Source organism: Arsenicibacter rosenii (assembly GCF_001870735.1).
GTDB classification, from domain to species: Bacteria; Bacteroidota; Bacteroidia; order Cytophagales; family Spirosomataceae; genus Arsenicibacter; species Arsenicibacter rosenii.
In genome coordinates this window covers 315,917-337,567 of sequence record NZ_MORL01000005.1, presented here as the reverse complement: position 1 = coordinate 337,567, position 21,651 = coordinate 315,917, and the positions used below count along the sequence as shown (strand labels likewise).

Here is a 21,651-nt window from a genome sequence, read left to right as displayed (position 1 = left end):
TGGGTATGCCCCTGATTGCGCCTTCAAGTTATCGTCCGCCGGCCCGCCTGTGGAATGGCCATTTGCAAACCATTGTGCCTTCGCTTTTCCGGAAGGTAGCGGTGTCTTATGTGCGTGAACGAATTCAGACACCTGACCATGATTTTCTGGATCTTGACTGGGCAGAGGCAGATGAGGGCAGCGGGCTTCGGGCAGAAACCATGCGACAGCTGGTTATTCTGTCGCACGGGCTCGAAGGAGATTCAACGCGGCAGTATATCACCGGTATGGTCCGGCATCTGACCCAAAACGGGTTTGATTGTCTGGCCTGGAATTTTCGCTCATGTAGCGGCGAAATGAACCGGTTGCCTCGTTTTTACCACTCCGGCGCTACCGAAGACCTCGACTTTGTCGTACGGCATGCCATGCAGAAAGGATATAGCCGGATTTCGCTCATCGGCTACAGTCTGGGTGGCAATCTGACGCTGAAATATGTCGGTGAACGCGGGCCGGCGCTGCATATGGCCGTTGAAAAAGCCATTGCCTTTTCAGCCCCGATCGACCTGGCGGCCAGCTGTGAGATGATTAACCGGGGCTTTTCCCGGATTTATCTGCGGCGGTTTCTCCGGCATCTGAAAGAAAAGGTCCTGGAAAAAGAAAAGCTGTTCCCGACCGAGATTTCGTCAAAACATTATCGCCGAATCCGTACCTTTGCAGACTTCGACGACCGTTATACGGCTCCGTTACATGGCTTTCGGGATGCCAGAGAATATTATGCGCGCAACAGTGCAATTCAGTTTTTGCGCTCAATTCAAATCCCGACGCTTCTCATCAATGCTAAAAATGACCCGATGCTGGCTCCCGAGTGTTTTCCGGAAGCTATAGCGCGGGAACTACCCAATGTATTTATGGAGTTTCCTGAGCAAGGCGGCCACTGCGGTTTTCCGTCCGGCTCCGATATTCAGGGAACATACTGGTCAGAACAAAGAGCGTTGGCGTTCTTAAGAGATAATAGTGATTATGGATGCGCAACAAATCCGGCAAGCCTTACAGGCTCATAAAGCACATTTATTTACCAAATATCCTTTAAGTTCAATGCCTTATTTGGTTCGTATGCCGATGGAACAGCAACGGCAAACAGTGATATTGATATTCTTGTGGAATTTAATCAGCCGGTTGGTTTCGAATTTATTGATCTGGCTATTGAGCTGGAAGATATTTTACAGAAGCGGGTGGATCTGGTAACACGACAAGCTATCAAGCCCAAGCTTATGCCATTTATTATGAGTCAATTGCAATATGTCTAGGCGATCGGCTTATCTTCTGTTGACAGATATGCTGGAGGCTGTATCCGCAATTGAGGAATACATTGCCGGGTATACATTTGATGCCTTTGTGCGTAACAGAATGGTTTGTGATGCTGTTGTTCGCAACGTTCAGGTTTTAGGCGAAGCTGCTAACCCGGTGCCTGAAGACTTTCGTGACCAGCATCAGGATATAGAGTGGACCAGAGTAATCCGGACAAGACATATTCTGGTTCATGACTACTTCGGTATTGATTACACAATTGTGTGGCGCATTATAACTGTTCATTTACAACCTCTGCGGGATACGCTACAACGTATTATACAGACAGAATTTCCAGATGGTGATCCTATGGGCTCACTGTGATAACGGAATCTAATTAATATGCTTACCAAACAGCTCGAACAGACCTATTTTGTCATTGATTTTGACAGTACCTTTACCAAGGTTGAAGCCCTCGACGTTTTGGGCGAAATCTCTCTGATTGGCCGCCCGGACCGCGACGATGTGCTGGCTCAGATCAAGGCCATTACCGACCGTGGTATGGCCGGCGAAATCTCCCTTGCCCAGTCGCTCGAACTAAGGCTTAAACTGTTGAACGCTCATCGGGATCATTTACCGGCTCTGATTGAAACGCTGATGACCAAAGTCTCCGATTCGTTTCAGCGCAACCGTGTCTTTCTGGCCGAAAATGCGGAGCAGATCTTTATCGTTTCGAGTGGTTTCAAAGAGTTTATCGTGCCAATCGTAACCGCATTAGGGATTAAGGAGGAACATGTGTTTGCCAATACCTTTACGTATGACGGGAACGGAAATATCATCGGCTGTGACTGCGATAACCCGCTGGCGACCGATAAAGGCAAGGTAAAGCTGATCCGTGATATGAAGCTGGACGGCGATATCTATGTCATCGGCGATGGCTATACGGATTATGAAATCCGTGAAGCGGGCCTGGCCAATAAGTTTTATGCATTCACCGAAAACGTTCTGCGGCCAAGCGTAGTGGAAAAAGCCGACCACATCGCCCCGTCGCTCGACGACTTTTTATTCGATAATAAATTGAGCCGCAGTCTTTCTTATCCAAAGAGCCGTATTAAAGTGCTCTTACTCGAAAACGTACACCCTGTTGCCTTGCAGCTGTTTGAGCAGGAGGGTTTTCAGGTCGAACTACGTAAAGGAGCACTCGATGAAGACGAACTGATCGAAGCCATTCAGGGGGTACACATTCTGGGTATCCGCTCAAAAACGATGGTAACGCGCCGGGTACTCGAAAGTGCCAATAAACTGATGACTGTCGGAGCATTCTGCATCGGTACCAACCAGATTGATCTGCAGGCCTGTACGGAACGCGGCATTGCGGTCTTCAACGCGCCTTACAGTAATACCCGTTCGGTGGTTGAACTCGCCATTGGTGAGATCATTATGCTGATCCGGAATGTAGTGACGAAGAGCAACCAGATGCATGCAGGTGTCTGGGACAAATCAGCCACAAACAGCTTCGAGGTACGGGGTAAGAAACTGGGCCTAGTTGGATACGGAAACATTGGTACGCAGTTGTCGGTCGTTGCCGAAGCGCTGGGCATGGAAGTGTATTTCTACGATGTCGTTGACAAACTGTCGCTGGGGAACGCCCGTAAGTGCAAGTCGCTGGACGAGCTGCTGGCCATTGCCGACATCATCAGCCTGCATACCGACGGCCGTAAAGACAATAAAAACCTGATCGGCGCCCGTGAGTTCAGCCTGATGAAGAAAGGCGTCATTTTCCTGAACCTGTCCCGTGGTCATATCGTGGATATTCAGGCGCTGGTCGAGGCTATTAAGTCGGGTCAGGTTGCCGGTACGGGTATCGATGTATTCCCGTATGAGCCGAAAACCAATGCCGAGGCGTTTATCAACGAACTGCGCGGTTTGCCAAACGTGATCCTGACGCCGCATATCGGTGGTAGTACCGAAGAAGCTCAGGAGAATATCGGTAATTTTGTGCCGGCTAAACTGCTGGAATATATCAATAACGGCAGTACATACGGTAGCGTGAACTTCCCTGAACTGCAACTGCCTCTGCTGAAAGACTCGCACCGGCTGTTGCATATTCATACAAACATGCCGGGTATTCTGGCCAGAATGAACAACATTTTTGCCAAGTACAACATCAACATCCGTGGTCAGTATCTGAAAACAACTGAAGATATCGGCTACGTAATCACGGATGTCGCCAAAAACTACTCAGACGAAGTCGTTGAGGAACTGAAAGCGATCGACAACACGATTAAGTTTAGACTTTTATACTGATTGAGTGATTGAATGATTGAGTGATTGAGTGAATAGTGTTGCCGCGCTTATTCACTCAATCACTCAATCGCCTAATCACTCATTGACTTGATCAATGAAACCACTTTACTTCACTCCCGGTCCGGCAGAGCTGTATCCGACGGTTCATCAACATCTACAAACGGCATTGGATGAGCAGATTGGCTCGATCTCTCATCGTAGTCAGAAATTCCGCGACATTTATCGGTTTACCGACGAACAACTGCGGATTCTGCTGAACATACCGTCGAGCCATGGTATTTTCTTTACGGGTTCGGCTTCCGAAGTCTGGGAGCGGGTGCTGCTTAACTGCGTTGAGCACGAAAGCTTTCACATGGTCAACGGCTCGTTTTCGCGTAAATTCTACGATTATGCACAATCGCTGCACAAGTTCACGCATCTGCTGGAAAAACCGTTTGGCAAAGGGTTTGATTTTGCCGAGACGGAGGTGCCGGAATATGCCGAGCTCGTAGCGATTACCCACAACGAAACGTCGTCGGGGGTACAGATGCGTACGTCAGACATTCACCGGCTGAAGAAAAAATACAGCCAGAAATTGTTCTGCGTCGATATGGTGTCATCGGCCCCGTATCCGGATCTGGATTTTGGTCTGATCGATTCGGCGTTTTTCTCCGTTCAGAAAGCCTTTGGCATGCCTGCCGGTCTGGGTGTCTGGATTGCCAGCGAAGCCTGTCTGGAAAAGGCTGAGCGGTTGCAGCGGTACGATTCACTGACCATTGGCGCTCACCATAACCTGCCGACCCTCTGGAAACTGTATAAAACGTTTGAAACCCCGGCAACACCAAACGTGTTATTTATCTATGTGTTGGGCAAGGTGGCCGAAGATCTGAACAAGATTGGTATCGAGACCATCCGGAAGCAAACCGAAGAGAAGGCAAAGGCGCTCTATCGTTTTCTGGAGCTAAGCGATGGTTATCAGCCCTTTGTGGAAGAAGAACGTCACCGGTCGCAGACCGTAGTGGTCGCCAACACCACAAAGCCCTCGGCCGAGGTGATTGCCGCCGTCAAAAAAGCAGGAATGATTGTTGGGAGCGGATACGGCAAATTCAAAGAGTCACAAATCCGGATCGCTAATTTCCCGGCAACATCCGCCGGGCAAATCAACGATCTGATCGAAGAGTTAAAGAGAGCAGAATAGGTTTACCAGTAGGGGCGGCCCCGTGTGGCCGTCCCTTTTATTGTTTTGTTGGCCCCGTGTGGCCGTCCCTTTTATTGTTTTGTTGGCCCCGTGTGGCCGTCCCTTTTATTGTTTTGTTGGCCCCGTGTGGCCGTCCCTTTTATTGTTTTGTTGGCCCCGTGTGGCCGTCCCTTTTATTGTTTTGTTGGCCCCGTGTGGCCGTCCCTTTTATTGTTTTGTTGGCCCCGTGTGGCCGTCCCTTTTATTGTTTTGTTGGCCCCGTGTGGCCGTCCCTTTTATTGTTTTGTTGGCCCCGTGTGGCCGTCCCTTTTATTGTTTTGTTGGCCCCGTGTGGCCGTCCCTTTTATTGTTTTGTTGGCCCCGTGTGGCCGTCCCTTTTATTGTTTTGTTGGCCCCGTGTGGCCGTCCCTTTTATTGTTTTGTTGGCCCCGTGTGGCCGTCCCTTTTATTGTTTTGTTGGCCCCGTGTGGCCGTCCCTTTTATTGTTTTGTTGGCCCCGTGTGGCCGTCCTTGTCTACACCCCCTCGCCAGTCCCCTTCCCGGACAAAACCACCCTGAAACCAAACCTAATCCTTACATAATCGTTATTCAGTATATACGACAACGATTATGAAACAACTACTGATGATTGCGGGTATGCTAACCACGTTAGCTTCCGCTGGAATGGCACAATCAACGAACGATACCAGTTCCACACGCGAAAACCGTCCGATTATTGACGAACGTACCCGTGAGGATGTTCGCCGCAGTGTAAACCGCGTCGAAAACGAAGCGCGCGAAGAAACGCAGAAAAGTATTGAATACCAGCGCCGGAATGAGCTTGAGTGGTTTCAGAAAGGGAGCGTATTCGTCGGCGGGGCATTAGGCTTTGGGCTGGGTGCTGGTAGCGGTACCTACCTCACACTAAATCCACGGATTGGTTATTTCGTACAGCCTGGCTTTGTAGTGGGGCTGCGCGGTGGTTTCGACCGTCGCCTCGCAACGAGTTACCGCTCACGGCAGGTCGGATTATTTGGCCGGTATTATCCCTTCCGCACACGTATCCATAGCTTTGTTGGCGCAGGCTACAACCTGGGCCGCGAATATGCCAGTAATATAGGCGAAGGGGATAAGGCAAAGTTTAATAGTATTAACCTCGAAGCAGGGGTAGGCTTTCTGGCAACCCGCAACATAAGCGGCGAAATTGCCCTGGAAAGTAACTATTACGACCGCAGCAACCCGCTGGCCGGACGTAACCGTGGTGGTCGGGTGAAGTTTGGTATCAACTACTTTTTCACACGGGCATTTCGTTAGATCTTTTATCCCCGTAACAAGAAAGCCCTTCCCCGTTTCGGGGCGGGGCTTTTCTTTATCGTTTTTTTTCAAGCAGGCGGATAGTGTGCTCCAGCGACGTGTTCCTGTCCCATTCCTGATGACCCGGAATGACGTATTCAGGGACCGGGATAAGCGTTTGCAGGTTTCGCACCGAGTTTGCCCAGGCGCTTACGTTGGCATCAGCAACGTTTCCCAAACCAAAGGCCGCATAGCTTTTTACAAAACACCCGCCGTGCAGTGTTTTTTCGGTTGGGAACCAGACAACGATATTATCGCTGGTATGGCCTTCGCCCGGAAAAATGCAGCGGATCGGGAGTTTGCCCACCACAAACGTGGTATCATTCGGCAAAATTCCTTCGGGACGTTCATATCCCTGTTTGACCGATTTGTCGGCGGTCAGGGGTGTACTGATTACCCGTATACCGGCTTTACGCAACAGTCCGATGCCACCAACCCGGTCGTCATGAAAATGGGTAACAATGCAGAGTGTCACCGGCATATGCAGGTTTTTATTAACCCAGTCGAGCACCTGCCGGGTTTGATCGGTATCGTTAAGTACGTCCCAGCCCGTGTCGACCAGCACGACGCCGTCTTTTGTTTTGGCAATGATACCATTAGAAGGGAATGGCTTGCCGTCGTAATTGCGGGAGGTGGTGTGTACCCACAGTCGTTTCGTCAACGGGGTCACCTTGATCTTCGGAGACTCCTGAGCACGGAGGCCCGACAGCAGAAAAAAACAAAAAAAGATGGGTAGCAGACGGGAAGTCATTGTGGTGATGCGTTGAGGAGTAAAGTTATGATTTTTGCCCGACCAAACGGGCGCCGATCCGGCAGCGCAGGCAGTTTTTCGGTATGCAATATTGATTGTACAGTTCGATCAGTGCTTGTGAATCCAGTGCGTTCCGTGCGTCGTAACCGATCTGTTGCCAAATCTCAAGAATGGTATTTTGTTCGGCCGGCAGCTCTTCCAGCAATGCAATCGCCCGATCAATATAGGCTGATGCTTGTTTATGCTGCGCATAAGCCGCCAATAGCGGGCTGGCTGAATTAATCAGTATGTTGACTGCCGATGCCCCGCCAAGTGTCGGCGCTCCTTTTTCAGTTTTTTTGCCAAAGCGGTAATGCGTTTGCCAATACACTGACGGCTTGACCTGCAATGCCGAAAGCAGTAATGATATGTCATCAGTGCTGGTTAGCAAGGAAAAGAGGCTGGGTGTCTGTACAACAAGCTGGGCGAGCTGAGCAATGCGCAGAGTGGGGAAGCCGGCGGGCCGCAGACGTGCCCATTTCCAGATATGAGTGGGTAGCTTTTTGTCTGCCAGCTGGTATTTGACTGCCAGAAAGCGATATTCCCGGCGCAGGCTGTCGAGATACTCATCGCTTTCAGCTATATCATCCAGCAAACCTGCAACGCCGAACAACATGGCTTCGACCTGGAGTGGAGCATTACGGTGTTTTTGCAGGATCTTCAGCGGAACCGCACGGCTAAGCTGATGCATTGGTCCGGCATTGATTTTAAAGCCCAGATTAACGGCCAGCAGTTGATAGGTTGTTTCTTCCCAGTCGAGTTTCGTATGCACCACGATCGCGAGGACATCGGCCGCTTTGCGTTCCAGTCGACGGAGCAATGCCTGATCAAGCATAGAAATAATGGTCAGGGTATTGAGGCGGGGCCAGTGTGCGCTACAGGGAATGAGATCGCCGGAGGTATGCAGGGCTTCGTAGCGAAAAATAAGCTGCGGATCAGTACGGTCCCGGAGCGACAGCGTTGGGATAACAGTGCCGTCAGTACGCTGAACGGTTTTATCGGCGTCCCAGACAAGGTGCAGAATGACCGTGTCGTAAGCGGCATCCTGTTGATGGCGGTGCAGAAACCAGTCAGAAGCCTTAACATGAATTTCGACAGTACCGACCCATTCCACCTCATTGATCAGCAAACGCGCATCGGTAAAGTCAGGGCCGGCGTGATTATTTCTGAAACCCGGATAGAGAACCTGTATCGGTTCACCATCGGTGGTGCAGAGCTGTTTGTGATCAAAATATTGAAATTGCCACAAAAAGTAAATGAAAGATTCAGACAAGACTCAAAAAGTTTACGGTTTGCATTTCGGTGTTTATAGTTTTTCAAGTCGAGAAGAGAAGGCTCAAAATACTGATAAACAGCGGGAAAGATGCAAACCGTAAGCTAGAATCTAGAGGTATGTCGCCATCTCCTGTTGTAGCGTACGGGCTTCTGCAGCGGCCCGCTGCGCGAAGTCAGTACCGTCTGAAGCATAGAGAATGCTGCGTGAAGCGTTGACCAGCAAGCCGCCGTGGCTGTTGAGGCCAATGCGCGATACTTCGGCCAATGAACCACCCTGAGCACCCACGCCCGGGACGAGCAGGAAGTGATCGGGCACCAGTTCACGAATCCGGCTAAGCTGAGCGGTTTGCGTGGCACCTACGACAAACATGAGCCGGTCAGGGCCACCCCAGGTAATGGCTTTTTCCAGTACATGCTCAAAAAGGGGCCTGCCGTCGACGGGAAGCATCTGAAAATCGTGGCTGCCGATGTTGGAGGTCAGCGCCAGCAGAATAACCCATTTGTTGTCGTACGCCAGAAAAGGCGTTACCGAGTCTTCACCCATATAAGGAGCGACGGTTACCGAGTCAAAATTCAGGCCAGAAGCCGATGGGTCGAAAAATGTCCTTGCATACAGACCGGATGTATTGCCGATATCGCCGCGTTTGGCATCAGCAATCGTAAAACATTCGTTCGGTATATAGTCCAGCGTTTTTTGCAGACTTTCCCAGCCTTGCGGGCCGTGGGCTTCATAAAACGCAATGTTGGGTTTATAAGCGACTGCATACTCGGCAGTTGCATCAATGATCTGGCGGTTAAAGGCAAAAATCGGGTCGGATTCCTTATGAAGATGAGCGGGAATTTTACGGATATCGGTATCCAGACCTACGCAGAGATATGATTTTTTCGTGGCTATTTGCTGGTATAGCTCGTTATAATTCATAGAGTTGCAAGAAAAGAATTGCTCCAAAAGTACGAAGTACGGTCAGGGTTTCCTATTTTTGTCAGAATATACCAGTCTGGAATTTACTCTTTTCTATGCAAGTCCGACACACAGCAATTGAAGGCCTGATCGAACTTACTCCCCGCGTTTTCGGCGATGAGCGCGGCTATTTCTTTGAGTCATATAATAAACCTGTTTTTGAGTCATTGGGTTTACCGATGGATTTCGTGCAGGATAACCAGTCATTCTCCGTCAAAGGGGTAGTAAGGGGGTTACACTTTCAGAATCCTCCGTTTGCCCAGGGAAAACTTGTCCGTGTTATTACGGGGAAGGTGATTGATGTGGTTGTAGACCTGCGTCCGGACTCCCCCACGTTCGGGCAGCATGAAAAATTTGTACTGGATGCGAAGCTGAATAACATGGTTTGGGTACCGGAAGGTTTTGCCCATGGGTTTGTGACGCTCGAAGACAGTATTTTTAGCTATAAATGCACAAACGTCTATAATAAGGGAGCTGAATCCGGCATTATCTGGAATGATCCTGACCTGCAGATCGACTGGGAGGTTGAGCATCCGATTGTATCAGAAAAAGACCTGCTTCTACCGACATTACGCTCATTGTTTCCACAAGTAGTGGCGTAGTAACAAGGTCAATATAAATAAAAAAGCAGGCTATACGGCCTGCTTTTTTGCTTTTTGGCACAATTCGTGCAAGACACTGCGTATAACTCTTCCCCATAAAACGTATGACAAGTTACATCCATCAACGTTTATCGCAGTTTGTCGCTCATGCCGTTTTCATTTCTGACGCGTCAACGGAGGGCCGTATACCGGTCTGCTGTTCCATCCGCCGGACGGATGGATTTGTATTGCCATATTTTACCAGGTCTTGACGATGGCCCGCATTCACTGGACCAAAGTGTTGCCATTGCCCGGCAATTGAACCGCCTGGGGTTTCACCGGCTCGTAATTACGCCGCATATTATGAAAGGCTATTATGAGCCCAGCCCCGAACGGATCAGGTCGATAACGGCAGGACTTCAACAGGCGTTGCGGGCAGAGGGCGTAAACCTTTCGGTGGAGCCTGCCGCAGAGTATTATTTAGATGACGGGTTTCTGTCGGTGCTCCGGAACAGGGGGGATCTGCTGGTATTTAGTCCGTCACTGGAAGCGCCGAAATCGCTGGTGTTGGTCGAAACCTCATTGATTACCTTATCGGATGCATGGATGGATGCACTGGATTTATTACGATCGCGCGGATTTGTACCGGTCTTATCCCATTCTGAACGGTATATTTATTTGCAACAGAATCGGGGGCAAGCCATTAAACTGAGAGATCAGGGTGTCTTGTTTCATATGGATCTGCTTTCTTTGACCGGTCGGAATGGCCTGAATGCCCGTCATTTCGCCGAGTGGTTAATCGACCAGAACGTGATTTCGTTTGTAGGCGCGAACGTAAACAGTGAGTCTCAGTTCAGAGGCGTACGCGAGGCCTTGTCGTTACCTTATGGCAAAAAGATTATTGGGTAAACATTACTTATCAAACATTTCTTCGACGACTTTGCGCCCGACTTTACGGGCTGAGAGCGGATTTTGTCCCGTAACAATGCGTTCGTCGACCTCAATATGGGGCAGAAATGGTAAAAAGCTTTTGCTGTAGAGGGCGCTTTTAGCTTTAAGAGCGTCCTCCAGCAAAAAAGGTACTTCCTCTTTCAGGCCAACCAGTTTTTCTTCCATATTTGAAAAGCCGGTGATCTGCCGGTCATGCAACAGAGTCGTGCCATCGGACAGGCAGACGTTCAGCAGGCCCGCTACCCCATGGCAAACGGCCGCGATCATTCCCCCTTGCTCGTAAATCTGCCGGACGATTTCCTGTAGTCTGGTATTTTCCGGAAAATCCCACATGGTGCCGTGGCCGCCCGTCAGGTAAATCAGCTTATAGGCCTGCGGGTCAATACTATCCAGCCGAAGTGAATTGTCTAGTTTAGGCCGTAAGATCGCCGAGTGATACCATTTATCGTTGGTATTGTCGTTGCGTTTGAGGCTGCGTTCATCAATCGGAATCGGCCCCCCGGCAGGGCTGGCAATATCAATCAGGATGTTCCGGTCGGCAATTTCGTCGTAAAAATGGGTGAGTTCGCTGAGCCAGAGTCCCGTTTTTTCGGGTTTGGTCGGGTAATCCGTATGATTAGTACAGACGAGTAATGCACGGATCGGAGCAGCCATAATACCGGAAGATTAATGAATTCCCGTCAAAAATGGGCGATTCCCTCAAAAATCAAAAATTATCCGTCAATAATTATTCTGTACCGGGCCCCTGTGACGGGCAAAAACAGGGTGATGCTGCTAAAAGTATCGCTATTGGGTATGTTGATGATAATGCGGGCATGGTGCTGTATGCCAAAACGATTTTACTCTGGCCCTATCACGGTGTTCGCCCAGGCAGTTTATTCAGGAAATCAGGCTACCTGTAGCCTCTTTGAGAAACATCCGGATATCATGGTGAAAACGGTGGCTTTTCAGATCAGATATCAAAACGTATCGTATTTCAGCCGGTTGTATCGGAAACGTTTGGGCGTGAATCCGGAAGGGCATGCCCGGATGACCAGAGCCGGCATGAGCTGGAAGCGCTGCTTAAATCCGGCGGCTGTCGACGGTACCGGTTTCAAGATTCAGGACACCGCGCGGACAAACAGCTGAACAAATGCCGCAGCCGACACATGACGAACGGACGATGTCTTGGCCGCGCTGGGCATACCACCGGACATCAATACCCATTTCACAGTAAGTTGAGCAATTCCCGCAGGAGATGCATTGTCCGCCGTTGGTCGTAATCCGGAACCGGGATTTAAACCGTTGTACCAACCCGAGGTAAGCCGCGAGCGGACAGCCAAACCGGCACCAGACCCGGTTGCCGAATATGGGATAAAGCCCCGTACCGATAACGCCCGAAAACATGGCCCCGATCCAGAAACTGTAGGCGCTGCGGAGGCTGTAAGAGTCAAGCACACCAAACAGAGCCGACTGACCCGTAAAATACGTGTATAGGACCAGCCCTGTCATGATAACGGCAAATGCCAGCACACCATGGACCAGCACACGTTCGGCTTTCCAGGCACTCAGTTTCTTGTCGGAAAGCTGGCGGTAGGGGTCCCCCGCGGTTTCGGCCAGACCGCCGCAGCCGCATACCCACGAGCAATACCAGCGCTTACCATAGAAATAAGTCAGGGTTGGAACGGCCACAACCGTCAGGATAATCCCCCACACCAGCATAAAAATCCCGAATGTACCGGCTTGTAGCTTTTCATTGATGCGGTAATCGAAGAAGAACGAGTAATCCAGCGGCCAGATATTTTTCAGGTCCTGATAGGGCTGTTGGAGCAGGGTCAGGATCTCAGGAATCAGAAAGGCAAAAGCCGTCTGAAAAAACATGACCGATGCCGTCCGAAGCTGCTGGTAGGCGTTATACCGGTGCCGGATCAGCATCCGGATGCCCATTACCAGAATAGTCAGGGTATAAATAAACCCATAAAGAAACCACTGGCTGGCCGGTTGGCCGGTCAGCGCCTGTTTCAGCGGATTAATCAGTAAAATCCAATTGGTCAGGTATTCGGGATAAAAGTACAGAACCACATAAAAGGCAATGAGAAAAGAACCCACGGCCCAGCCGATCCAGCCTCGGTTAGTTGCCGGATTACTGAAGATTCCGTTATTGATGGCAGCGGGTTTTTGATGCCGTTCTGCCAGAATAGCGATCAGCGCACCGATGGTACAAAGCCCGATGCTGAGGCCGAACCATAGCCATGCTCCGCCCGTAGTACTTAGAGGCCCGACAGTGGCGGCTTTCGTAACCGACAGCAGATAGTCGTCGCTAAGTTGCTGATCCCATTTCTGCTGTGCCTTTACCTGGTCATTGTATTGCGTAAGCTGTTGGCGTAAGCGACCGATAAACACATAGGTGTTTGCTTCTGACTGGCCCATGAGCGGGGCTAGCTGCTCCGCTAGAATAGCCTCCTGCCCGGAATTAGCTACCTGCTTAATGACCTCGGCCGACAACCGGACCGGTTGCGGCCATAATAGCCCCAGCAGGACCAGAAAACCAACAAAAAACAGAATAAGGCCCGAACGATAGGTACGCAACTGGATCATGACAAAAGGATTTTGTTAAAGCTACTAACAAATTTGCTTCATAAGGTTCACTGAAACGTAAATCTCTACCGAATAACCCTTAAACCAAATGCTGTAAACATGGTCTAATATTTTGTATTAGTAAACATTAATGTTTTAAAATTTGCCAAAAAATATACTTAGCCTATTTTTTTAGTCTGTCAAAATAATAAATTTGTTATCCGTAAACTTCACCGTAACCATGACTCAAAAAATCACTTACGAATCGCTTAAAGCGGAGCAGGCGTGGCTGGTTGTTTCAGAGCAACTGCAGCAACGTAATTCTTTACTGTCAATGGGGATCAATTACCTGGAGCGTTTACCCGGTGACCTGTCGGTTGCCAGCCGGTTAATGATTATCCGCTATCACTTACGGGTAAGCCTGCGCAAACTTACGGCTGAAGCGCGGGCCAAACCCGCTGCCAACATGACTCCCGATGATGTAAAGCAGCAGTGGCTGCATATTCATCAGTTGTTCTTTCTGCTCCGGCAGATTGATGCCGAATTAGAAAAGGCTTCGGGTGTGTCGGATAATTTCCGGCAGTGGTGCGAAACAAGACCACAGCGCGTTTATAAATCTTCTCTGGTACATCTCAATTAAGGGGGTACTCATAAAAAAAGCCGTTCCTCAACGTGGGAACGGCTTTTTGACTCAGCATATTCTCTCTGCTATTGTCGTGGCTTACCGGATGCGGGTAGCGGTGACGGGCACACACGCCGCAGGTGGGCAAGCACAATCTTTACGGGTTAGAGTTACTGTCTGATCGGTGTAGCAGCCACTGTTGCTGTACACACGCACGGTATAAGGTTGACCGGTTATGGCTGTCGGATTTGCCAGACCGGTAGCAATGATACCATTGCCCGGAATCTGGGTTGGCGCAGCCGGTATCGCCGTCGCCGAACTGAATGTATTGCCTGATACATATTGATAAGCAGTTGCATTTTGCAGACTGCCGAGGCTGAGCTGTGCATCTGCATTGGCCGTGACACCCGAACAGCTGACCGGCGTAGCAGTAGCGGTAAAGGCCGGTGCCGGGAAGTACGTAACGGCTGCAACACCAGACATTGTCTGGCAACCGGTCGTCAGGTTAGAGACCAAAACGGCTCCGGCAAAACCAACCGGTAAAGTAGCGGTTGTGGTTGTGCCGCCGGTGATGGTGAAAGACGCAACCTGTCCGGTGATGTTTTTCAGCGCACAGCTTACTGCATTTGCTCCGGTACCAAACGTAGCGACGTATGTACCGCTTCCGGCCACACTTAGCACAACCTGCCGGGTTGTGCTGCTGCTACACGTTTGCAGACTCGTCATCGAAAGCTGCGGCGATGGCAATATTGTCACCTGCGCTTCGCCAAACGGACGGCAGTTCGGGTCAGCCGACGGTGTTTTCAACCGGGCGTAGATGTAGTATGTCACCGGCGTTGATCCGTTATTTTGAGGCAGGCTCAGGCCCGGAATACCTTGCGGAATAACGAGTGCGCCATTTACCGGTGTTCCTTCGCCAAGCACAACCCCACCCGTATACACGGCCGTGCCGGTTTGCGGCGTACTGAACTGAACAAGTTCAATGATACCTGTTGCGTCAGTGCTAAGACTGAACGAGGCACACTGTCCGTTACAGATCTGGGCGTTATTCAGAATCAGCAAGTTTAGCTGTGGACAAGGCCCCTGGCAATTAGCGGGTGCCGTGTAAGTACGGCTTGTGGTGCCACAGGCAGTTGCCGAAGAAACAACGCTGATCGTATGAGTTGCTCCGTCAGACGTTAGGTTGGTTAATACAAAATTGGCGGATCCGCTTCCTGCAATCACAACGGTAGTACTGCGAACCCCATCCGAAACGGTCAGTGTCTGGCTCCCTGTCCCGTTCGCAATCGTAACGACGCCACTTACAGAATAAGCATTGGCTGTCAGGCTACAAACCGGCTGACTGGCTGTCAGTGACAGGCTGCAGGCCGGTGCGGCCGTTGTACAGGCCGTCGGCGCGGTATAGGTCTGGCTGACCGGTCCGCAGGAAGTGCCTGAGAAGGTAGCCGTGATCGTGCCAATTGCCCCGTTCGATGTAAGGTTGTTAAAGTTGAATGAGTAGGTACCGACGTTGGCCGCGATAGCGTACGTCACGCTCTGCACGCCGTTCGACACCGTCAGCGTACCCGACGATGGCCCGTTAGCGACGTTGACCGCACCGGAGAGGGTATAGCTGTTGGTTGCCGGATTACAGGCCGATGGGGCCAGTGTCAGCGAGACCGAGCAAGGCAGTGGTACGGCCGCTGTACAGGCCGTCGGCGCGGTATAGGTCTGGCTGATACCACCGCAGGCGGTGGCCGAAGTGGCGACCGAGAGCATATGTGGTAACCCGTCAGCGCTAAGATTGACGATGGTAAAGTTAAATGTGTTGGAGACGGTGGTCAGGCTTTGAATAATGGGTGCACCAGCACCGGTAATGGTAACCGTGAGCGGAGGGGTGACATTATTGGCCAATAACGTGGCTTCCAAAGTATAGGTATTCGTCGCCGGATTACAGGCAGTCGGGCTCACCGCAAAGAGTAAACCACAAGGTTGTGCTACGGTACAGGCGGCCGGCGCGGTATAGGTCTGGCTGACTGGCCCGCAGGAAGTGCCTGTGAAGGTAACGGTGATCGTACCGGCTGCGCCGTTTGAAGGCAGGTTATTGAAGTTGAATGAGTAAGTACCGATTGTCGGGGAGATCGGGAATGTAAGCGATGACGTGCCATTGCTGACCGTTAAGGAGCCAGACGATGGGCCGTTAGCAACAAAGACTGCACCCGAAAGCGTATAACTGTTTGTGGCCGAATTACAGGCTCCGGGACTCAGGGCCAGCGATACCGAGCAAGGCGGCGCGGCTGAACAGGCCGTCGGCGCGGTATAGGTCTGACTGATGGTACCGCAAGCTGTTGCCGACGTGGCAACCGAAATGGTTTTGACGGAGCCATCTGCCGTCAGGTTAGTGATGTTGACACTGAGTACATTATTGATCGCTGTCAATGTCTGTACCGACGAGTTGAAACCAGCTCCGCTGAGCGTTACGGTCATTGGCGGAGTGATATTATTGGCGGTCAGAACAGCCGTGAGCGAGTAGCCGTTTGTGGCTGAGTTACAGCTGCCGGGCGTTAGCGCTAATGATAGGCTACAAGGCAGTGTTACTGAACAGGCAACCGGTGCCGTATAGGTCTCTGTGACCGGACTACAGCTTGTGTCAGAAAATGAGGCGGTTACAGTGCTGGATGTGCCATTGGCCGGTAAATTTCCGAAGTTGAAGGTATAGTTGCCATTTGCCGATCCGACCGCAAAGGTTATACTGGCACCAGCCGTCGATAGCGTCAGTACACCCGATGCCGGACCATTCGACACATTGACTGTTCCGTTGAGGGTATAGCTGTTGTTGGCCGGATTACAGGCAGTGGGCAAGAGCGTCAGGGTCTTAGAACATGGCATGGCTACTGAGCAGGCCGCCGGAATAGCATAAGTCTGGCTGACCGGCCCGCAATCAGCACCGGTAAAGGTGACATTAATAGTTCCTGTACCACCGGTCGACGGCAAGTTATTAAAGGTAAAACCATAGGTGCCGATACTGGTAGTAAGCGGCGAGGTTGCGGTCAGCGAACCGTTGGTGATGGTAATCGTTCCCGATGCCGGCACGTTCGCAATGCTGATAAGCCCGTTAAGCGTATAGCTGTTATTGACGGAGTTACAGGCGGTGGGCGAGAGGGAGACAGTAGCCGAACACGGAGTGCTGACAGAGCAGGAAGCCGGTGCCGCATACGTATCTGTGATACCCGGACACTCCAGTGATGACGTGGCAACGGTTATCGGATGCAACTGGCCGTCGGAGGGCAGGTTATTCAGAACAAAGACAAAATTGTTGTTATTGGCCGTCAGGCTTTGTACCACCGTGCGGGTACCGGTTGTAATCGTAACCGCAAGGGGCGGGCTTGATACGTTGCTGGCTGTCAGAATGCCGGTCAGCGAATACACATTTGTTGCCGGTGTACATGCACCGACATTGGTTACCAGTGAGATGGAACAAGGAGTTGTGGAGCAAGCCGGCGGTGCATCGTAAAAGCCATCCAGCACATTACAGGCGGTGGCTGACGAAAATACGGTAACCACGTGCGTGCCGGATCCTGCCTGTAAGTTATTAATTGTAAACCCGACAGAAGTTGTGTTGGCTGGTACCGTAATCTCAACCGTTGCGCTGCCATCAAGAATGGTCAGACTACTGGCCGGTGTATTGGTCAGGTTAATAACCCCCGACAGTGTATACAGGTTGTTCGTACATGGTCCGGCGGTGATCGATAGCGTACTGCTACATTCCCCTGTTTGTGCAAAGACGGAATGATTCACCAGCAAGGTAAATAAGATGCAGGGAAGAATGTTCAATAATAGCTTCTTCAGAGATGTATGCTGATGTAAAATGGCTTTTGAGTGGAGGTAGTTGTCTTTTTTCATACGCAACGTTGTTTCCGTAAGGGCAATAAAAATCCTGTATCGCATGACTGCGATGTTTTTTTTGATATACACAAATGAGCTGGTTAGCGCTGTTGCTCAGCGCCTCAAGGCGTAAGTGGTTGCATGATTTTTTTGCCGTTACTTAGTTTCATCCCTTTAAAATGTTCGATGCCAAAGTGCCTGTATTTGGCTCTGCATGGGGCAAAAAAAATGCCGTATTCCTCTCTGAAAGAGAAATACGGCATTATACACCTTGTTTAGGTGCCGAAATCTTAGAAACGGTAACTAATCGAAGGAGGAATAAACAGTTATTTTATGTTACCAAAATTCATGCCAGATAAAAGATATCAGCGCAGTCTTTTGACCGAAATCGGCACGCAGCCTGGTGTTGTTGCCTGACAAGGGTCAAGAAAACCAATCGTAAGCTGAATGACCGGGGGATTGACTCCCTGCTTGACCGGTATACTACCATTAATTGCATTGCTGACCCAGCCAACACTTGTCTGGCGCAGCAGCGTGCTGTTTTGCAGCCCCCATAACAATTGGTTCGGCAGAAAATTGCTATTATCAAATACAAGCACGTAAATGCCGTTGCTTGATAAGCTGCCGAATGAATAGCGCCCGTCGTTGCCGGTTGTTGTTTTCGCAACCAGTATACCGTCTTCCGGATTGCCGTCGCCGTTAGGATCGGTATATAATGATAACGTTACACCCTTTACGAGCGGCTCTCCGTCGTCCAGAACACCGTTTGAGGCTTTGCCGCCAGTGTCCTTGAAGACCTGGCCGGTCAGGGTAAAAGGCGGGAGGCAATCAGGAACCGAAAGCTGAACGGTATCCGAGAGCGTATTAAAGCTGGTATTCTGAAGAACGAAACGGTAGTTGCCCGGTTTCAGCATGTTCGATACAAAACCCTGTGCGTTGATACTGGCAGAGGCACTGGCCGGCTGGCTCAGGACGCGCCATGCGGTTCCGTCAGTAGCGGCTGTCAGGGTTGCTGATGTCGGAGCTTCCGTACCGTTACAAGGCAATATCTGATCGGGACCCGCCTGCGGCCGTGCCGGCGCATTTACCGTAATCGTGATGGTATCAGAACACACATTGCCGCTTACATCGCTCAGGTCAGCCGGTGGCCCGTCGGGACTGGCAGATACCCATTCAATTTTAACCGTACCATTCACATCCGGCCCGTCCCAAGGAGGTCGGAACTGGATCTGTTTGATGTTTACATTCATCCAGTCGGTTTGTGACAGGTCAATTTCGTAGGTATGAAACAGATCGTCATTCTGGATCGTAAAGTCTTTGAACCGGTTGCCGAGTTCCTTGAAATCGCTGTCTTCGACCGTTCGCCAGAAGAAACGGAATTTATCGTGCTGGGTCTTAAAGGCCGCCCGGATGTATAACTTCGGGGTGTCTTTACCCTGCCAGAACGCTGCCGGTGATTTGATCTGATTACGTTGCTTGTCATCAAGCTGCACGTTCAGGTAGCCGTTAATCGGCCAGCCGGTGTCATGTACATCAAAGTAATGCCAGCCTTTCCGCCCGTTGTTGAAGCGGTAGTTCGGGCCGGTTGCCGGCCGTGGCTGCGAATAGATATACGACCGGATGTCGTTGATATGCCCGACAACCAGTTCATAATCAAATTCGGTTACTGAATTATGATCGAGCTGCTCAAACGGGGTAGCAGCCACATACGATGTTTCGGAATAAAACTCATCACCAACGTATTCCCGGCCGAAATAGCCTTTTCGCCAGAAATAGTTTTTCGGAGCGTATAAACCTGCACCGAAACCATTGGCATCGGTGGCCGCCATCCATGGTTCTGTTACGTGGAAATTGGCAAAATCCATCGGTGGCGTAACATGTTCCATCTGCCCGAACGTAAACGGACTGTTGCCCGAATACCCCCAGATATGGTGGTAAGGCCCGTTCAGGTACATACACGGGAACTCATGGTCACGCGCCTGATACTGGGTTTTGTCGGCACGGAACATCGTCATTTTGACGTGTACCTTTACCACATTTCCCTGTAAACGCACCCAATGCTCAATGTAGGCTTCGCCCGGATAATTTTTGAGGTGAAAATGCTTAGGAATCGTTTTAACATACAACAGATTATCCCGCTTTTCGAAAGCAACAACCTCGGAAGGGTTGTGAAAAACGTCGCCGGCCTGGATGGGGTTATACCCTAATCCGGCCGCCCAACCCTGATCAAATTCAACGCCCGGTGGGGTAAAGGGAACCGGACCATCATAGATACCAATCTGAATCTGCCGGCCAAGGTCAAAGTTATTCACCATATTGGGGCCGGTAGCGGAGGCCAGATGTGTAATCGCACCGCCATATCGGGAGTCTACACCTACCCGGATAACGCCGTTGTTAAGTACCTCCAGCCCGTTAAGTTTGTTGCTGAGCAGTTGCCCGTCCTGTGGTAATACCTGTCCTGCGTGTCCGGTCATACCATCGGCGATGGATGACAGAATAAACCGGTATTTGCCTGGCGTCGTCATTCCGTTGATCTGACCTGTCTGCGCGTTTATGGTTGCGCTGCCGGGGTTAGTCGTTACCGGACACCAGAAGTTATTGGCCGGTGCATTAGGTAATTTATAGGAAGGCGTCTGAATGGTAATATCCTGACCCGCATCAGGCTTGGTACAGGGAGTTTGTGCCAGAAGGAAAACGGATGGGGTCAGGGTGAAAACAAAAAGTCTAGCCCAGAACCAACCAGTACACCAAGATCTAAAAGAGAACATACTGAGTTGACTTTTGTCGTTATGCCTAACTCAGTAACAAAATGTATGCCAGTTGGGGATAAAGATGTATAATTGGGTTTAATGTATTGGTTTATAGTTATTTGTGTTGGTGGCGTAATATAAAAAAAGCCTGTAAAACAACTTGTTTTACAGGCTTTTTTTATATCAGGACTATAAAGGTTACTGCCCCATTGCATTCAGCGCCGCATCCGAAACGGCCCCTGACGTAATCAGGACCTTATACCGGAACGTCACCGATTTACCGGCTGGCAGGGTGTAATTCATTGGCGATTCCTTGCCATTGGTAAATACACTTGGTGCGAGCGGGTTGGCGGCATACAGGCCATAGCCCCGGGCATGCCAGTAGGTTGGGTAACCGACGTTTTTAGGATTGTCGAAGATCGCGATAGAGACCTTTTCGCCGTTAAGCTCGCCGGTCAGGTTCATCCACTTGGCGCGCTTGCCCCAAACGTCTTCACCTTCCACGCCTTCGCTGCTGTGGTAGTGACCAACCACACCGCTGTTATCCATCTGAGCCACCTTTGTGGCAATACCGTTGGCGTCGGTAAAAACCTCTGGTTTGTTCGACGGGTGTTCCAGCTGACGGGCTAGCCGGATGGCGATCATGCCTTCCTTGTTATCCTTAAAAGCAACATCTTTGTCCAGCGCTTTCAGGGTCGTGCTCCGGTCGATGGAACGCTCGTTTCCTTTGCCACGGAAGACAAAGGTCGTTTCTTCTTTCAGCATCGGCTTGCCGTCCTTATCGAGCCAGTCGGCCGTGACGGTCAGTTCGGCCTGATCGTTGCCGCTTTTGATCGATTTAACGCCCGTATGGACAATAGTGCCGAACGGGCCGCCGTGGCCTTTCACGTCGTTAGAGTTATTCCAGAAGTCATGGCCGTTCACATCTCCGTAATTGAACCACATTCCTACGTGGTGCGGGTGGTCAATGCGTTCGCCCGGGCGCGGGTCCATGGGCCAGCCCCTGGTGATAAAATTACCACCTGCCGTCCGGATCGGGTACAGCACCGGTTTCTTCAACACATCAGGGCCCGGATAGATGTAGGCCGTGAAGGGCTTATCGTCTACCGTGACCTCTATCTTTTTCTGTGCGTCATTCGGCGTGATCTGAATACGCGCTTTCTTTTGTGCCATAGCCATTGTGCTGGCTACCAGGCAGAGTAATATGGCTTTTTTCATG

General features: G+C 50.7%; 18 protein-coding genes. 10 read left to right on the top strand and 8 right to left on the bottom strand.

Going from position 1 to position 21,651, the window contains the following annotated elements; all coding sequences use genetic code 11:
- The first annotated feature begins 5 nt into the window (after positions 1–5).
- The 6 genes from BLX24_RS12505 to BLX24_RS12480 all read left to right on the top strand — a co-directional run bounded on the left by BLX24_RS12505 (position 6) and on the right by BLX24_RS12480 (position 6,043).
- A complete protein-coding gene (locus BLX24_RS12505) occupies positions 6–1,040 on the top strand; it encodes a YheT family hydrolase (protein WP_071503474.1) in 1,035 nt (344 codons plus the stop codon).
- A 9-nt stretch (positions 1,041–1,049) separates the two neighbouring features.
- Entirely contained in the window at positions 1,050–1,286 is a 237-nt protein-coding gene (locus tag BLX24_RS34055; RefSeq protein ID WP_083421941.1) for a nucleotidyltransferase family protein, read from the top strand.
- Positions 1,287–1,314: 28 nt separating this feature from the next.
- Entirely contained in the window at positions 1,315–1,650 is a 336-nt protein-coding gene (locus BLX24_RS12495; protein ID WP_177225828.1) for a HepT-like ribonuclease domain-containing protein, read from the top strand.
- An 18-nt stretch (positions 1,651–1,668) separates the two neighbouring features.
- The gene (gene serA / locus BLX24_RS12490; RefSeq protein ID WP_071503472.1) at positions 1,669–3,573 is read left to right on the top strand and encodes a phosphoglycerate dehydrogenase; all 1,905 of its coding nucleotides are present in this window, start codon (positions 1,669–1,671) and stop codon (positions 3,571–3,573) included.
- 94 nt (positions 3,574–3,667) lie between these two features.
- Positions 3,668–4,750 carry an aminotransferase class V-fold PLP-dependent enzyme gene (locus BLX24_RS12485; RefSeq protein WP_071503471.1) on the top strand — a complete coding sequence of 361 codons (1,083 nt, stop codon included), beginning with the start codon at positions 3,668–3,670 and terminating at the stop codon, positions 4,748–4,750.
- A 609-nt stretch (positions 4,751–5,359) separates the two neighbouring features.
- Positions 5,360–6,043, top strand: a complete 684-nt coding sequence (locus BLX24_RS12480) for a hypothetical protein (RefSeq protein WP_071503470.1) — start codon at positions 5,360–5,362, stop codon at positions 6,041–6,043.
- 55 nt (positions 6,044–6,098) lie between these two features.
- Here the strand turns inward: BLX24_RS12480 and bla are convergent, their stop codons facing one another.
- From bla to pyrF, 3 genes are all read right to left on the bottom strand, one after another.
- Positions 6,099–6,833: a subclass B1 metallo-beta-lactamase gene (gene bla / locus BLX24_RS12475; protein WP_071503469.1), complete on the bottom strand. Its 735-nt coding sequence runs from the start codon at positions 6,831–6,833 to the stop codon at positions 6,099–6,101.
- A 25-nt stretch (positions 6,834–6,858) separates the two neighbouring features.
- Positions 6,859–8,145, bottom strand: coding sequence for a DUF2851 family protein (locus tag BLX24_RS12470; protein WP_071503468.1), 1,287 nt, complete (start codon positions 8,143–8,145; stop codon positions 6,859–6,861).
- Between the two features lie 111 nt (positions 8,146–8,256).
- On the bottom strand, positions 8,257–9,069 hold the full coding sequence (gene pyrF, locus BLX24_RS12465; protein ID WP_071503467.1) for an orotidine-5'-phosphate decarboxylase: 813 nt from the start codon (positions 9,067–9,069) through the stop codon (positions 8,257–8,259).
- 95 nt (positions 9,070–9,164) lie between these two features.
- Here pyrF and rfbC point away from each other — a divergent pair, with 95 nt between their 5' ends.
- Together rfbC and BLX24_RS12455 are read left to right on the top strand one after the other, a co-directional pair.
- Entirely contained in the window at positions 9,165–9,710 is a 546-nt protein-coding gene (gene rfbC, locus BLX24_RS12460) for a dTDP-4-dehydrorhamnose 3,5-epimerase (protein WP_071503466.1), read from the top strand.
- Between the two features lie 216 nt (positions 9,711–9,926).
- On the top strand, positions 9,927–10,598 hold the full coding sequence (locus BLX24_RS12455; RefSeq protein ID WP_071503465.1) for a tyrosine-protein phosphatase: 672 nt from the start codon (positions 9,927–9,929) through the stop codon (positions 10,596–10,598).
- 3 nt (positions 10,599–10,601) lie between these two features.
- On the opposite strand, the gene BLX24_RS12450 is transcribed toward BLX24_RS12455, so the two are convergent.
- Positions 10,602–11,294 carry a type 1 glutamine amidotransferase domain-containing protein gene (locus BLX24_RS12450; RefSeq protein ID WP_177225827.1) on the bottom strand — a complete coding sequence of 231 codons (693 nt, stop codon included), beginning with the start codon at positions 11,292–11,294 and terminating at the stop codon, positions 10,602–10,604.
- Positions 11,295–11,326: 32 nt separating this feature from the next.
- On the opposite strand from BLX24_RS12450, the gene BLX24_RS12445 reads away from it, so the two are divergent.
- Positions 11,327–11,542: a hypothetical protein gene (locus tag BLX24_RS12445; protein WP_071503464.1), complete on the top strand. Its 216-nt coding sequence runs from the start codon at positions 11,327–11,329 to the stop codon at positions 11,540–11,542.
- A 160-nt stretch (positions 11,543–11,702) separates the two neighbouring features.
- Here BLX24_RS12445 and BLX24_RS12440 read toward each other — a convergent pair whose 3' ends face one another.
- A complete protein-coding gene (locus BLX24_RS12440) occupies positions 11,703–13,217 on the bottom strand; it encodes a 4Fe-4S binding protein (RefSeq protein WP_071503463.1) in 1,515 nt (504 codons plus the stop codon).
- Positions 13,218–13,437: 220 nt separating this feature from the next.
- On the opposite strand from BLX24_RS12440, the gene BLX24_RS12435 reads away from it, so the two are divergent.
- Positions 13,438–13,836 carry a hypothetical protein gene (locus BLX24_RS12435; protein WP_071503462.1) on the top strand — a complete coding sequence of 133 codons (399 nt, stop codon included), beginning with the start codon at positions 13,438–13,440 and terminating at the stop codon, positions 13,834–13,836.
- An 81-nt stretch (positions 13,837–13,917) separates the two neighbouring features.
- Here BLX24_RS12435 and BLX24_RS12430 read toward each other — a convergent pair whose 3' ends face one another.
- From BLX24_RS12430 to BLX24_RS12420, 3 genes are all read right to left on the bottom strand, one after another.
- On the bottom strand, positions 13,918–17,700 hold the full coding sequence (locus BLX24_RS12430) for a beta strand repeat-containing protein (RefSeq protein ID WP_143092653.1): 3,783 nt from the start codon (positions 17,698–17,700) through the stop codon (positions 13,918–13,920).
- A 347-nt stretch (positions 17,701–18,047) separates the two neighbouring features.
- Positions 18,048–20,450 carry an SdrD B-like domain-containing protein gene (locus BLX24_RS12425; RefSeq protein ID WP_143092652.1) on the bottom strand — a complete coding sequence of 801 codons (2,403 nt, stop codon included), beginning with the start codon at positions 20,448–20,450 and terminating at the stop codon, positions 18,048–18,050.
- A 180-nt stretch (positions 20,451–20,630) separates the two neighbouring features.
- Positions 20,631–21,650 (bottom strand): DUF6807 domain-containing protein, encoded by a 1,020-nt coding sequence (locus tag BLX24_RS12420; protein ID WP_071503459.1) that lies wholly within the window; start codon positions 21,648–21,650, stop codon positions 20,631–20,633.
- Between the last annotated feature and the right edge of the window lies 1 nt (position 21,651).